This window comes from Qipengyuania sp. B-5, assembly GCF_056857815.1.
Window position 1 is genome coordinate 1 of sequence record NZ_JBSXNU010000051.1, and the last position, 15,995, is coordinate 15,995.

Here is a 15,995-nt window from a genome sequence, read left to right on the forward strand (position 1 = left end):
CGCGTCAGGAGCCCCCCGGGAAAGGCCGGAAATGGACAGATGACACCGCAAAACACACCATCAAACCACCAATCCGGTCGCTCAATCGTCAATCCGCATCAGCGCGTCCACGAAACCTCGGTTATTGCGGGTGTCCAGCTGGGCGGTTGGAAATGTTGCAGATGCGTCACATAACCACACGAAACTCGAAAAATCACTCGTAAAGCAATTGCTAGTCCCGTTACGGTAAAGCATCCCTTCGCCTTGGGCATGCTGGCCAAAGGAGATGGGCGGCGTGACACCTACGGGGCTTTACTCGTTATTTTTGGCCGGGGCGTACCGGCTTTCAATGGGGACTGGAATAACATGAGAAAATCTTTGGCAACTGCGGGCCGTATCAAGGGTCGCTTCTTCGCGAGCGCTGGGATAGCAGCGCTGTCGCTGGCCGCTTTGGCTGGCCCTGCTTACGCACAGGATAGCGATCCCGAATGTATCGACGCGGACGAAGACGGCGAATGCGATGTACCCGCACTCACCGCGGAAACCGAGGGAGACGGTGTGATAACCGTCACCGGCTCACGCATCCGCCTGTCCGCAGCGGCTGCATCCAAAGAGCCGATCGTCGTCCTCGATGAAGAATATATCGAGGATCGCAATCTGACGAATGTCGCCGACGCTCTCAACGAACTTCCGATTTTTCAGGGCTCGGTTACTCCGGCAGGTGCGCAGGGCAGTTTCGGTCAGGGTGTGAACTTCGTTAACACTTTTGGCCTCGGCTCAAACCGTACACTAACGCTGATCAATGGTCGCCGCTTCGTTAACTCGAATCCCCCGACCGTATTCAACAACGCCAGTGCGGGTACACAGGTCGATCTTAACGTCGTCCCGACTGTCCTGATCGATCGCGTCGATATCGTCGCTGTCGGCGGTGCGCCTGTCTATGGGTCGGACGCTATTGGCGGTACCACCAACGTAATCCTCAATACCCGTTTTGACGATATCGTTCTCACCGGTACCACAGGGATAACCGAGCGTGGCGACAACTTCCGTTACAATGTGTCCGCTGTTGCAGGTTTTAACTTTTTCGAAGATACTCTGAATATCACGGCGGCTTTCTCGCACGACGACGAAAATGGTCTGCTTCTGAATGATCGTCCGGAACTGGCTCAGAACATCCAGACTCTGAGCAACGCTTTCGGACCGGACAGTCCCGCGAACGCATTCCGTGTCAATCCGAACTTCACTGCTGACAACGGCGGCGGAGTGGATGACCCAGACGGCAATCCGCCTCGCGTGCAGTTCCGCGACACTGGAATTCCGTTTCTTTCGCGCGGTGGTGTGATTTTCGGCGGTCCGTTAAGCCTGCAGCGCCAATTCGATTCGAACGGCAATCTCGTTCCCTTTGATATCGGTACGCTCATCGATGGCATTCGCGGCATCGGTGGTGACGGTTTCCAGTTTGGCGATTTCGCCCAAGTCACTTCGGACGTTCGCCGAACCACCGGTAACCTTTTCGTTACTTGGGAATTTACGCCGGACATCGAAGCCTATGCCGAAGGTTGGTATTTCAAATCACGTGCAGACGAACTCGTGCAACAGCCGACCTTCAATACCGTTCTTTTCGGTGGTTCCAGCGGTGCTCCCTTTTTCACAATAGATAACCCGTTCCTCACCGATCAGGCGCGCGGTGTCCTGCAGGATGCCGGTGTTACCGGCTTCACGCTTTCACGCGTAAATCTCGATCTCGCCGATCTTACCGGATACGGCGAAAACGAAGTGAAGCGCGGCGTTTTGGGCGTTCGTGGTGACTTCGAAGGTCTTGGTCGTGTCTGGAACTTCGACGTCAGCTACAATCGCGGTCGGAGCGAGGTGGACACGTTCAGCCAAGACATCAACCGCCAGAACTTCATCAATGCGATCAGCGTCGACGCCAACGGCAATTGCACAACTGATCCGAACTTGGCCACCGGGTTTGCACCGGGCGGCGCCCCGGTTGCCGATTCCAGCTGTGTCGGATTGAACATACTTGGCGAAGGCCGAGCATCCCAGGCGGCTCTTGATTACATCATCCAGGAGCAGTTCATCGCCGCGACGCTCGATCAGGAAGTGATCAACGCAAACATCGGTTCGACGCTTTTCGACCTATGGGGCGCTGGTCCGATCGGCTTCAACGTCGGTTATGAACATCGCGAGGAAAAGGGTGAATTCATCCCGGATGACTTTACCGAGCAGGGACTTGGCCGCGCGGTAGCAATCGAGCCCGTTACCGGCTCGTACAATCTCGACGAAGTGTTCGGCGAAGTATTGGTTCCGCTGGTATCTGAAGACAACGGCATTCCGTTCATCCAAAGTGCCGAGGTATTTGGTCGAGCACGGTATGTGGACAACACTGTCAATGGGGGATTCACCGCCTGGGCAGCTGGCGGTCGTATCTCTCCCATCGAAGACATCACAATTCGTGGAAACTTCACCAGGTCGTTCCGCGCGCCTGCAATATCCGAGCTTTTCTCGCCGCAAGCAGGCGCCTTTGGCTTTGTCGCACGTCCCTGTCGGAATACCGATGCTGGGCCTAACCCCGAGGTTCGTGCCATCAACTGCGCGGCCTTTCTCGACGAGTTCCCGAACGCAAATGAGGATCCGTCCGGCGATGCCTCCATCCCGATCCTCGTCGGTGGTAACCCAAACCTGCAGAACGAAGAGGCAGACGCATGGACCATCGGTGCTGTGTTCCAACCCCGCTTCCTCAATAATTTCGTTCTTGCCGTCGATTACGTAAATGTCGAGATCAACAACCCGATCATCTTCCTCAATACGGATGACATTGTAGCAGGTTGTTTCGACAATCCTGACTTTGACACCTCGGACCCAGCGAATGGCAACCAATTCTGCTCACTCATCCAGCGTTATCCAGCCGGCACTCAAGGTGTCGTACCTAGTACAGGTGAAATTGGAGACATCGGCGGCTTTGTAGTCAACGATCCGGCCAATCCGGGAGTTACCACAGGTTTCGCGAATGGCGTCCAGTTTAACTATGAGGCCCTTCAAGGTGTCTTCAGTTGGAACCTTCGCAACTTCCTCGGAGGCGAGGGCACGCTGGGCTTCAACGGCAGCGCTCTGTATACCCTCAAGCGTGATTTCAACAATCTGGGTGTCGTGGTGAATCGTTCGGACGGTACGTTCGGCGATCCGACTTTCTCGGCGCAGCTTAACGCTCGTTATTTCAGCGATACCTGGGGTGTGCTGGTGTCATCCAATTTCGTCGGCAAACAGCTGGCCACCCGTGACGAACGCAGCATAGAGATCCGTGAGATCAACGAACGTGATCCTTATGCTCTGTTCAATGCTTCGGTCTTCTTCGATGTCGAAGAAGATTTCCGCTTCACCTTCGCGGTGACGAACGTCTTTGATCGGATCTACCAAAACGATTACTACGGCGCTCCCAATGGTGTCGCTGATCAGCTTGGACGTCGCTTCTCTGTGACCGCGCGCACACGCTTCTAAGAGCGGGCGCATTGCAAAGAAGAAAGGGCCCCGGGAAAACGGGGCCCTTTTTGTTTGGCTGGCTGCAGAAATCGATAGAGGTTTACACTACCTTCATCTCCAACGCCCCGTCACCCTCATCGATCTTGACCCGCGAACCATCCGGAACATCGCCCCGCAGGATCATGTCGGCCAGCGGATCTTGTACGTATCGCTGCACCGCACGCTTCAGCGGGCGCGCGCCATAGACCGGATCGTAGCCCACACGGCCGAGCCACTTCTTCGCGGCCTCGGTCAGATCTAGTTCGATCTTGCGGTCCTTGAGCAGCTTCTGCACGCGCGCGACCTGGATATCGACAATCGGGGCCATGTGCTCCTGTGCCAGACGGTGGAACAGGATGATCTCGTCCAGACGGTTGAGGAATTCGGGGCGGAAGTGTCCGCGCACCACGTCCATCACCTGCGGCTCGACATCTTCGACCTTCTGGTCGTCATCCATGTTGGCAAGGTATTGGCTGCCAAGATTGGAAGTGAGGATGATCAGCGTATTGCTGAAATCGACCACGCGGCCCTGCCCGTCGGTCAGACGCCCGTCGTCGAGCACTTGCAGCAGCACGTTGAACACGTCGCTGTGTGCCTTCTCCACTTCGTCGAACAGCACCACCTGATAGGGGCGCCGCCGCACGGCTTCGGTCAGAACGCCGCCTTCCTCATAGCCGACATAACCCGGAGGCGCGCCGATCAGGCGGGCGACCGCATGCTTTTCCATGAACTCGCTCATGTCGATGCGCACCATCGCGCTATCGTCGTCGAACAGGAAGCCAGCCAACGCCTTTGTGAGTTCGGTCTTGCCTACGCCCGTCGGGCCGAGAAAGAGGAAGCTGCCCAGCGGGCGGTTCGGATCCTGCAGGCCGGCACGCGCCCGCCGAACGGCCTTGGAGACCGCATCGATGGCCTGCGACTGGCCGATCACCCGCTTCGACAGGATGTTTTCCATGTCGAGCAGCTTCTCGCGCTCGCCCTCCATCATCCGGTCGACCGGAATGCCGGTCCAGCGGCTGACTACACCGGCAATATCGTCCTCGGTAACTTCTTCCTTCAGCAAGGCATTGTCGGTGTGGCCGCTCGCTTCCTGAAGCTTGCGTTCCAGCTCTGGAATCCTGCCGTATTGCAGTTCGCCCGCCTTCTGCAGATCGCCCCCGCGCTGCGCCTGCTCGAGTTCGATCCGTGCCTGGTCGAGCTCTTCCTTGATCCGCGCCTCGGCATGGATCTTGTCGCGCTCGTTCTGCCACCGTGTGGTGAGCTCGGACGACTGCTGTTCCAGTTCGGACAGTTCCTTGCGCAGGGCCTCCAGCCTGTCCTTGGACGCGGTATCGGTTTCCTTCTGCAGAGCCTGTTCCTCGATCCGCAGCTGAATGATGCGCCGGTCGAGACCCTCGATCTCCTCGGGCTTGCTCTCAACCTCCATGCGGATACGCGACGCGGCCTCGTCCATCAGGTCGATGGCCTTGTCGGGCAGGAAGCGATTCTGGATATAGCGGTTAGATAATTGTGCGGCCGCAACGATCGCACCATCCGTGATGCGCACGCCATGGTGCAGTTCGTATTTGTCCTTGATCCCGCGCAGGATGCTGATCGTGTCCTCGACGCTCGGCTCGTCGATATAGACGGGCTGGAAGCGGCGCTGCAGCGCTGGGTCCTTCTCGACATATTTCTGATACTCGTCGAGCGTGGTTGCGCCGATGCAATGCAGTTCGCCGCGCGAAAGGGCGGGCTTCAACAGGTTGCCCGCATCCATGCTGCCTTCGCTTGCTCCTGCACCGATCAGAGTGTGCATCTCATCAATGAAGAGAATGATCTGTCCCTCGGCGCCCTTCACCTCGTCGAGCACGGCTTTGAGACGTTCCTCGAACTCGCCGCGATATTTCGCGCCAGCAATGAGCGCGCCCAGATCGAGCGCCATAAGCGTCCGGCCTTTGAGGCTGTCGGGAACGTCTCCATTGGCGATACGCAGGGCGAGCCCCTCGGCGATCGCGGTCTTGCCGGTGCCGGGTTCGCCGATCAGAGCAGGGTTGTTCTTGGTGCGGCGAGCGAGGATCTGAACCGTGCGGCGGATTTCCTCATCGCGGCCAATCACAGGATCGAGCTTGCCGTCGCGCGCCGCTTGCGTCAGGTCGCGCGCATATTTCTTCATCGCATCGTAGCTCTCTTCGGCGCTGGCGCTGTCGGCAGTGCGGCCTCCGGTAGCCTCCTGAATCGCGGCCTCTAGCGATTTGGCATCCACGCCGGCTGACTTCAGCGCCTTGCCCGCATCATTGTCGGCAAGGGTCAGTGCCTGGAGAATGCGTTGCACGGGAACGAAGCTGTCGCCTGCCTTCTCCGCCAGTTGCTCGGCTTGATCGAGCGTGCGCACGGCGTCATTGTCGAGGCCGGGTGTCGCTTGCGCCCCGCCGCCGGAAACTGCCGGAATCTTGCCCAGCGCCGTATCGATTTCGGTAATCGCCACACCGGGATTGCCGCCTGCCCGCTGGATCAGCTGTGCGGCCATTCCCTGCTCGTCATCAAGTAGTGCCTTGAGAATGTGCGCGGGCGAAATGCGCTGATGGTTCATGCGGATTGCGACCGTCTGAGCAGCCTGCAGGAAGCCTTTGGCCCGGTCTGTGAATTTTTCGAGATTCATTCGAAACCCCTGTCCTTGAAGTACCGCTCGAATATGGTGTTGCGATTATGCAACACAAGCCCTCCTCCTGCTTTTTTCGCACGTGGCGAGCACAGGTGTGTTAGCCGGATATAGGGGTGCAATGCGCGAAGGCGAGGGCGGTGCCGAAATTTATTCGGCGTCTACGCCTTCCAACCCGGGCACCATCACGGTTCGCCCGCCGCCAAAGTCCTCGCGGACCACGATCAGACCCTGCCGTTCGAGATGTTCGAGCAGCCGGCGGATACGTCCGGGCGAACTGGTGCCATAGGCGCGCGCAAGTTCCTGCTCGTCCACTTCGGTCTCTCCCGCGTGGGCTGCCTTGGCAATTACGAGGAACGGGCCGAGCAAATCCTCCTCCACTCCGCTCGCCAATCTCATTATCCGCGCCTGCAAATGCTCTTCCAGCTCTGACAGCTCCGCACCGGCAAAGGCGAAGCGACGGCGGAAGGCACGCATGTCGGGCATGGGTCCGATCAATCGTTCGCGGCGGCAGCGCGTGAGGAAAGTCTGGTATTGCGCGCTGGCCGACTGGAAGGCGATGCCCTCCTCCCCTGCCAGTTCGCCGATGATCTCCTCGATCCGCGAGGCAACGGAGGAAGTATCGATGGGTTCGGCAACCGGTTCGACTTGCCGTTCCTCTGCATGGGCAATGCTTTCCTCGATGTCCTCCAGACGCGGCGCAGGCGGGGGAGCTGGCGGCGAGGGAGCCTTGGCGACATCGCTGGCAAGATCGCGGGTCAAGAGATCGGCCATGTCCTCGGGCGCCGTGTCGGGCATAGCCATCAATCCTTCGCTCCGCACGGCATTGCCGGTCTTTACCGCGCCGATCTTCACCGCCAGCGGCAACCGGGTGATGGCAGGGCCGAGCGCAAGGAAATGCCCTCGCTCAAGCTCGCGGATCCGCTCCGCCTGGCGCCGCTCCATTCCGAGCAGGTCGGCGGCGCGCACCATGTCGATATCGAGGAAGGTGCGCCCCATCAGGAAATTCGAGGCTTCGGCTGCCACGTTCTTCGCCAGTTTCGCCAGCCTCTGGGTCGCCACGACCCCCGCGAGACCGCGCTTGCGACCGCGGCACATGAGATTGGTCATGGCAGACAGCGTCATGCGCCGCGTGTCTTCGGCCATCTCGCCTGCGGCTGCGGGAGCGAAAATCTGCGCTTCGTCGACCACCACCAGCGCGGGATACCAGTGCTCTCGCGGGGCGTCGAACAGCGCGGTCAGGAATTGCGCAGCGCAGCGGATCTGCTGTTCGACCTCCAGCCCATCGAGATCGAGCACCACGCTGGCGCGGTGTTCCCGGATACGGCGGGCAAGCGCCTCTATCTCCCCGGGGGAATAGGCCGATCCGTCGATCACGACGTGCCCGAATTCCTCTGCCAGCGAAGGGAAGTCGCCCTCCGGATCGATCACCACCTGTTGGACCATGCCTGCGCTCTCTTCGAGCAGCCGTCGCAAAAGATGCGATTTGCCGCTCCCGGAATTGCCCTGGACGAGCAGGCGGGTTGCGAGGAGTTCCTCGATATCGAACTCTACCGCTTTGCCGGTGGTCGTGTGGCCGATGGTGATCTGCGATGTCACATGCACACGGCTAGCGGGCCGAATCCGTTTGCGCCTAGGTCGCCCGCCACAGTTTTGCCCAGCGGGATTGTTTCGCCGGGCACCTCTCGCTAGGAAAGTTGCAAGAGAGGACTGAATTTCATGAGAAAATGGACCGGGCGTGTCGCAGCCGCCCTGCTGGTGATCGTGCTCGTCGCTTTCGTGGCACTGGCGACATGGGAACCGTTCTGGGCAAAGCGCGAGGGCATAGCGCCGCCCCAGGCCAGCTATTCTGCAGAGATTATCCGCGACGAATTCGGCGTTCCGCACATTTACGGCGCGCGCGATCGCGACGTGGCATACGGAGTCGCCATCGCCCATTCGGAGGATGATTTTGCGACCTTGCAGGACGTCGTCGCCATGGCACGCGGGCGCTACGGCGCGATCGCGGGCCAGGACGGTGCGGCGATCGATTATGTCTATCATCTGCTCGACGCGCGCGGCACCGCAAACCGGCAATACCCGGGGCTGCCTGCAGACACACGTGCGCTGTTCGAAGCCTATGCCGCCGGGCTCAACGATTATGCCGAACAAAACCCGGACGAGGTCAAGCTGGGCAATCTTTTCCCGGTAAACGGCAAGGACGTCGCCGCCGGGTTCGCACTGCGTCAGCCATTCTTCTTCGGTCTCAACAATGTGATCGAACCATTGGTTGCAGGGGAAGAACTGCGCGCAGAATACGGCCCCGACATTCCCGGCTTCCCGCGCGAAGGCACGCCCGAACCGACCGAGCGACAGGATGACGCCGAACAGATCGCCTACTCGCCCTTCGGCAGGGACGCCGCGCACAACGGCTCCAATGCCTTCGCAGTCACGCCCGACAAATCGGGCGGCCCGACCATCCTCGTTTCCAACAGCCATCAGCCATGGCGCGGCGGCGTGGCATGGTACGAACTGGTCGTCGAAAGCGAGGAGGGCTGGCACTATGCCGGTGCGAACTTCCCTGGATCGCCCTTCCCCTTCCTAGGCCACAACGAGGTGCTTGGCTGGACCAATACGGTCAACACGCCCGATATGGTCGATGTTTACGAGCTCGAGTTGGATGACACGGGCGAGCGCTACCGCTTTGGCGGCGAGTGGCGCGATCTCGAAACACGCACCGTCACATTGCCGGTCAAGCTTGGCCCGATTGTCCTTCCCATCCGCCGCGAGATCCATCGCAGCATCCACGGCCCAGTCATCATCAATGATCGCGGTGCCTTCGCCTTCCGCTATGGCGGGATCGACAATCTGGGCCAGCTCGACGCCTATTACAGGATGAATAAGGCCGAAAGCCTGGAAGAGTGGGAGGCCATTCTCGCGCGGATGGACATACCTTCGACCAACTTCATCTATGGCGACCGGGAAGGGAACATCGCCTACGTCTACAACGCTGCCCTGCCAGACCGCCCTGTGGGGCCGAACTGGCGCGGCGTGCTGGACGGTTCCGACCCCGCACTCGTGTGGGATGGGCCGGTCGATTACGAAGAATTGCCGCGTTATCTGAACCCGGCCTCCGGCTGGCTCTACAACGCGAACAATGCTCCATATACGGCGGCAGGCAAAGGCAGAGACCTTTCTCCTGATGAGTTTGCGCCGGAACTGGGCATCGAGCTCAAGCAGACCAACCGTTCACGACGCGCGTGGAAACTGATGAGCGAGGCCGAACTGCTCGACCGCGAAACGCTGGAGGAGATCAAGTACGACACCGGCTACGAACGCAGTGGGTACGTCGCCGACCTATGGGACGCGCTGGAGGATGAATCCCTTCTTCCGCCAGACATCGAAGTCGACAATCCGCTAAAACGCGGTCGGGATCTACTGCTGACGTGGGATTTCAAAGCCGACAATATCGGGCGTGCCGACAGCCTCGCTTTGTTAATGATCCGCGAGTTCATGTCCTGCCGATATCAGAACAAGGCCTGCCCCACAGTGGTGGGGGAGTTGGAAAGGGCGGTCGATCATCTCGAAACGCATTTCGGGCGCATCGATCCGCCAATGGGCGAGCTTCTACGCCTGCGCCAAGGCGAAGTCGATCTTCCGCTGGACGGCGGATCCGACACGCTCCGCGCCTCTACGCTGTGGGATGTCGAAGAAGACGGGCGCCTCGCGGTGCGCCATGGCGACAGCTTTATCCAATGGGTCGAATGGCTTCCGGGGCGGCGCGTGTCCTCTCGCTCGATCCAGCCCTTCGGTGCCGCAACCACGAGGCCGCAATCGCCGCATTACACCGACCAGTCGACGCTGTTCATCCAGCACCGGTTGAAACCGGTCCACTTCTGGCGCGAAGATGTACTGGCCAATGCCGTCACTCGAAAGACAGTGACGCACCGTTAATCACTGGCTAGCGTGCCAATACGTGTTTTTTTGAGTCGCGTTCAGGGGAGAATTCATGCGTTTTAAGACTTTGCTGACGGTTTCGGCCGCGCCTTTCATCCTTGCCGCCTGCGCAACTGCGCCGGCCTATGATGTCGCCGATGCCGGCAGCGCCGAAGTCGCCGCCGCCGACACTGCAGAACCAGCCGAGCTGACCTCCCTCATCGACGAGGTCGCCATTCCCTATGAAAAGTTCACTCTGGAGAACGGGCTCGATGTCATCGTCCACACGGATCGCAAGGCACCGATCGTCGGTGTCGCGGTCTGGTACAACGTAGGGTCTAAGGACGAGCCGAAGGGTCAGACCGGCTTTGCCCACCTGTTCGAACATCTGATGTTCAACGGCTCGGAAAACGCGCCGGAAGACTACTTCCAATATCTGCAAGAAATGGGCGCGACCGATTACAACGGCACGACCAATTTCGATCGCACCAACTACTTCCAGACCGTACCCACCGCCGCGCTCGAACGTGCGCTGTGGCTGGAAAGTGACCGTATGGGCTATCTGCTCGGCGCGGTAACGCAGGAAAAGCTCGATAACCAGCGCGGTGTCGTTCAGAACGAAAAGCGCCAGGGCGACAACCAGCCCGGCGGTCTCGTGTTCTATGAGATCATCGAGACTCTCTTCCCTGCGCCGCACCCATACGACCACTCACCCATCGGTTCGATGGCCGATCTCGATGCCGCGAGTATGGAAGATGTGCGCAATTGGTTCCGGGACAAATACGGCCCCAACAACGCTACGCTTGTGCTCGCAGGCGATGTCTCGCCGGCAGAGGGCCGCCGCCTCGCCGAAAAATACTTCGGCGAGATCGAACGCGGCCCGGTGAACGAACCGGCGCAGGCGGAAATCACCGAACTCGCAGCCCCTGTGCGCACCGTGATGCGCGACCAGGTCGCCGCGACCAACATCAGCAAATACTGGACCGCACCCGGCATTACCGACCGCGAACTGACCGCGCTGACGGTAGGCGCGCAGATACTCGGCGGCCTTTCGTCAAGCCGGCTGGACAACGCCTTGGTACGTGACGAACAGCTGGCGGTGGGCGTTTCCGGCGGAAACTTCGCGTTCCAGCGCGTCGGCATTCTGAACGTCGGTGCCACGGCCAAGCCGGGTGTCGAAACCGAAGTTCTAGAAGCGCGTCTGGACGCCCTTATCGGCCAGTTCATTGCCGAAGGTCCGACCGAGGACGAGGTCCGCCGCGCCGCGACCAGCACCGTTGCCCAAACCATCCGCGGGCTCGAACAGGTCGGCGGTTTCGGCGGCAAGGCCGTCACCCTCGCCTCTGGCGAAGTCCTGGCGGGCGATCCCGATTTCTTCTCGCGACAGCTCGAAACGCTGGCAACCCTGACACCCGCAGAAGTCCAGGCAGCGATGCAGCGCTGGATGACCCGCCCCGCAATGACGCTCGTGCTCGAACCGGGTGAACGTGACAGTGAATACGAAGAAGCCGCATCGGTTGCAGCTGAAGCAGAGACGGCAGATGCAGCCACCGCGGAAGAGATCACAGTGACCAAGGAGCGTCCGGCCCCGCCCATCACCGCAAGTGCCGATCTCGATTTCCCCGACGTGCAGCATACCACGCTGGCCAACGGGATGACCCTGCATTACGCGATGCGTGACGCCGTCCCGGCAACCTATGTCACGATGAGCTTCAATGCCGGGAGCGCTGCGGATCCCATCAGCAAGCGCGGGCTCGAAACGCTGGCCCTGTCGCTGTTCGACGAAGGGACGACAACGCGAACTTCGCAGGAACTTGCCGAAGCGCGCGAACGTCTGGGTGCGAACATCTCGCTCGGCGGCGGTGCCGACCGCTCGACCTTCACGCTGTCGGCGCTCTCGGCAAACCTCGTGCCCTCGCTCGAACTCATGTCCGACGTGGTCCGCAACCCCGCCTTCGATCCATCCGAGATCGAGCGCGTTCGCACGCAGCAGATTACCGGTGTCCAGCAGGAATTGCGCACTCCGGCTTCGATTGCCGCGCGCACGCTGACCCCGCTGATCTATGGAGAACAAAATCCCTATGGTGGCGCCGCGAGCGGCACGGTGGAGTCGCTGCAGAGCATCACGCGCGAAGATATCGTGACGTTCAAGGAACAATGGATCCGACCGGACAATGGCGAGGTCTTCGTCGTCTCCGACCGTCCGCTGGCGGAAATCGTGGGAGCCCTCAACACCGTGTTCGGTGACTGGGATGCACCTGCCGTCGCCAAGGGCGTGAAGAGCTTCTCGAACATGCCCGAACGTCCCGAGGAAGCTCGGGTCGTCCTGGTCAACCGGCCCAATTCTCCGCAGAGCTATATTCTCGGCGGCCAGATCACGCCGGTAGATGCGCGCGACGAGACCTATGTCGACTTCCTCAATGCCAACAACGCGCTGGGCGGCAATTTCCTCGCGCGCCTCAACATGAACCTGCGCGAGACCAAGGGCTGGAGCTACGGCGTTCGCGGCGCACCGCAGACCAATGAGAATGCGGTTGCCTACCGTATTTCGGCACCGGTCCAGGCAGACCGCACGGGCGATGCCCTGGCCGAACTCATCCGCGAGACCGGCGAATTCCTCGATACGCGCGGGGTTACCGAAGCCGAGCTGACCCGCATCGTGGCGGCGCAGATCGGAGAACTCCCGGGCCAGTTCGAAACCTCGGGCGCCGTCCTTTCGGCTATGCAGAACAATGCGCTCTATGGCCGTCCGGACAATTACTACGAATTGCTCGCCGACCGTTACCGTGCCCAAACGGGAGCCAGCCTCGATGCCGCCGCCCGGGCCGCCATCGATCCGGACCGCTTCGTCTGGGTCGTAGTGGGGGATGCGGAACAGGTCGAACCACAGCTTGAAAGCCTCGGGCTCGATGTCGAGGTCGTCGAGATGGCCCAGACAGGCAATTGAGGCTTATTGACATTCATGTCAGCAAGCACGAAGACCACGCGAGTTCAAATCAAGGAGAATACACATGTCCGTAGCCGGAACTTATGACACCGTCGTCAAGAGCCCCATGGGCGACCAGAAGGGCACCTTCACCGTCGTCCCGGGTGACGATGGCAACACCTTCACCGGCTCCATGGCCGGCGGAATGGGCTCGATGGACGTCAAGGACGGCAAGATCAACGGCGACGAACTGACCTGGGCGATGGACATGACGGTCCCGATGCCGATGACGCTCAATTGCAAGGCTACCGTCAATGGCGACCAGCTGACCGGCACCGTCAACGCCGGTGCATTCGGCGATATGCCGCTGACCGGCGAACGCCAGGGCTGAGTCTTTCGCTCACCGCTGAATACAGGGCCGCCGGAGCAATCCGGCGGCCTTTTTGTTGCCGCAATACAACAAAAAGGCGCACACATACTGCTTCACCAAACTGCCATCAGGCAGCAATCGCGTTGTCACACCCTGCCTCTAACCGCGAGGGTCTTATTCATCCTCTCTGGCTCAAGAAGGCATCCGACCCCATGACAATCGCTTTTCGCGCCGCCTTGCTGGCATCTATAGCACTTCCTGCCGTCCCCGCGCTCGCGCAAAACGTCGAGGTTGAGGCCTCTACCGAGGCTGCCACTGCCGCTGCCGCGGTTGAGGAGCAGGAAGCCGCCAATTCGGGGAACACCATCATCGTAACCGCGCAGAAAGTCGAACAGCGCGCGCAGGATGTTCCGATCACTATCTCAGCCGTCACCGGCGAACGGATTGAAGAACTGGGCGTCACCGATCTCGACGAACTGTCAAACTACATTCCCGGCCTCAACATCCAGGAACAGAGCGCCAACAATCCGGGCGTCGTCATTCGCGGGATCACCTCGGACAGCGGCTCGGCGCAGCAGGGTCCGCGTGTTACGCTCTATTACAACGGCGTCGACATCTCACGCTCGCGCGGCAGCTATCAGGCGATCTACGATCTCGAACGGGTCGAGGTCATCAAGGGTCCGCAAGCCACTTTGTTCGGCACCGCATCGGCGGTGGGCGCGATCAGCCTTGTCTCGGCGCGCCCGCGCGAAGGCTTGTCGGGTGAGCTGCGCGGCGGCTACGGCAATTTCAACCGGACTTTATTGGGCGGCTACATTAACGACGGCAACGGTACGATTGCCGGGCGTATCGCCTTTGAATGGCGCACTCGCGACGGCTATGTCGAAAATCTCGCCGAAAACCAGGAAGAAGATCTCTACGCGCAGGACCAGCTCGGCATTCGCGCCTCGGTCCGCTACACGCCGACTGCCGATTTCACGCTCGACGTGATCGGCACTTTCGACCAGCAACGCAATGGCGGGACCCCGTTCATCTCGGGCCGGTTCCCGGCTTTCGCTGGTACGCCGGGCGGTCCGGCCAACGCCTTTGTCGATGCCAATCTGGGCGGCTCGCCCTACTCGGCGCAGCATTTGGGCGACGATCAGCTGGGCCTCAACCGCGAGGTTTACGACCTTAACGTAACCGCTGAATACGCCTTGGCCGACGATTGGACCTTCACCACCGTCAACGGCTATCGCCAGTTCGACAGTGCCGAAGTATTCGATGCCGATGGCTCGGCCGCTCCGTTCCTCGAATTTGCTGAAATCGCCGAGGGCTGGCAGATCAGCCATGAAGGGCGCTTCACCTACGCTGGCAGCAAGCTGCGCGCCAGCGCGGGCTGGAATCTGTTTATCGAGGACGGTCGCCAGAACGTGCCTTTTTCGACCGAGGAAGGTACTTACCTGCAGTGCCTCACCAGCCTGTTCGGAGCGCCATTGATCCCCGGCATTCCCTGTGTCGGAGACGACGGCAGCGTGCCCGCAGCCGCAGTGACCGGCCTTGCCACTGGCGGCCTCATCAGCGCGATCCCCTACACTTCGGTGTTCGAAAATCAGGGCCGCAACGAAGCCTATTCGATTTTTGGCGATTTGACCTGGTTCGCCACCGACGCGCTTGAGCTGACCGCGGGTATCCGCCTGCTGGACGAATATCGCCAGTCAGGCTTCTTTGCCGATGTCCCGAACAGCGTGCTGAGCGGCGCACCGTTGATCCCCGGACAAATCGATACGCGCGGCCAGACCTTCACTGCCGACGATGCCTTCCAAGCTGTCCTGCCGCGCTTCAACGCGCTTTACCGGATCAGCGATGACGTCAACGTCTTCGCCACCCTATCCAAGGGCCGCCGTTCGCCGATCGTCCAGCTGGGCGCGCGCCGCGACACCGATGGCACCGCCATCGCCAACCGGCTCGACGTGCCCGAGGAAACTGTGTGGAACTATGAAGGCGGAATCAAGCTCGCCAGCGGGCCGCTTTCGGGCGCGCTGGGGGTATATTACCAGGTCTATGACGGCTTCCAGGTGAGCGTTGCGCAGCTCGACGCCGATGGCAATCCGACAGGCGCCTTCGTCACCGAAAGCGCGGGCAAGGCGTCCAACCTCGGGGTCGAAGCCGAAGTGGCGATCGACGTGGCCGATTGGCTCCAGCTGTTCGGCAATGTCGGCTATATCGACGGCGGGATCGACGAAGACGATGCCTTCTCGCCGCAATTTTCGGGTGCGCGCTTCCGCCTGCAACCCGAATGGCAGGCCGCAGGCGGCTTTACGATCGATTACGAATCCGGCAATGGCACGCGCTTCTTCGCCACGCCGAGCGTGACGCATCGCAGCCAGATCTTCTTCGAAGTGCCCAACAATCCGCTTATCAGCCAGGGGCCGGTGACGCTGGTCAACGCCCGCGCGGGGATCAGCTTTGCCGATGACCGTTATGAAATCGCCGGCTTCATCCGCAACGCCTTCGACGAGGAATATCTGCTCGATGCCGGAAACACCGGCGGTGCCTTCGGCATCCCGACCTTCATCCCGGCCGAACCGCAACTCTTCGGCATCCAGCTGGCTGTACGCTTCGGCGACTGATCAGGTCTCAAGAGTGATAAAAGCCGCCGGAGC

7 protein-coding genes are annotated in these 15,995 nt (G+C 60.5%); 5 read left to right on the forward strand and 2 right to left on the reverse strand.

Translation table 11 applies throughout. The annotated features are described in order from the left end of the window. Positions 1–249 precede the first annotated feature (249 nt). Positions 250–3,480 carry a TonB-dependent receptor domain-containing protein gene (locus AC13CE_RS10430; protein WP_482972466.1) on the forward strand — a complete coding sequence of 1,077 codons (3,231 nt, stop codon included), beginning with the start codon at positions 250–252 and terminating at the stop codon, positions 3,478–3,480. A gap of 82 nt (positions 3,481–3,562) precedes the next feature. On the opposite strand, the gene clpB is transcribed toward AC13CE_RS10430, so the two are convergent. Further along, positions 3,563–6,139 carry an ATP-dependent chaperone ClpB gene (clpB, locus tag AC13CE_RS10435; RefSeq protein WP_482972328.1) on the reverse strand — a complete coding sequence of 859 codons (2,577 nt, stop codon included), beginning with the start codon at positions 6,137–6,139 and terminating at the stop codon, positions 3,563–3,565. Between the two features lie 150 nt (positions 6,140–6,289). Next, positions 6,290–7,738: a helicase HerA domain-containing protein gene (locus AC13CE_RS10440; protein ID WP_482972329.1), complete on the reverse strand. Its 1,449-nt coding sequence runs from the start codon at positions 7,736–7,738 to the stop codon at positions 6,290–6,292. A 120-nt stretch (positions 7,739–7,858) separates the two neighbouring features. Between AC13CE_RS10440 and AC13CE_RS10445 the strand changes: the two genes are divergently transcribed. The 4 genes from AC13CE_RS10445 (at position 7,859) to AC13CE_RS10460 (ending at position 15,962) form a co-directional block, all read left to right on the forward strand. Further along, positions 7,859–10,072, forward strand: a complete 2,214-nt coding sequence (locus tag AC13CE_RS10445) for a penicillin acylase family protein (RefSeq protein ID WP_482972330.1) — start codon at positions 7,859–7,861, stop codon at positions 10,070–10,072. 55 nt (positions 10,073–10,127) lie between these two features. After that, positions 10,128–13,001 (forward strand): M16 family metallopeptidase, encoded by a 2,874-nt coding sequence (locus AC13CE_RS10450; RefSeq protein ID WP_482972331.1) that lies wholly within the window; start codon positions 10,128–10,130, stop codon positions 12,999–13,001. A 64-nt stretch (positions 13,002–13,065) separates the two neighbouring features. Next, a complete protein-coding gene (locus AC13CE_RS10455; RefSeq protein ID WP_221537706.1) occupies positions 13,066–13,371 on the forward strand; it encodes a hypothetical protein in 306 nt (101 codons plus the stop codon). A gap of 191 nt (positions 13,372–13,562) precedes the next feature. Continuing rightward, complete coding sequence (locus AC13CE_RS10460; RefSeq protein ID WP_482972332.1) at positions 13,563–15,962, forward strand: TonB-dependent receptor; 2,400 nt, start codon at positions 13,563–13,565, stop codon at positions 15,960–15,962. Positions 15,963–15,995: the final 33 nt, after the last annotated feature.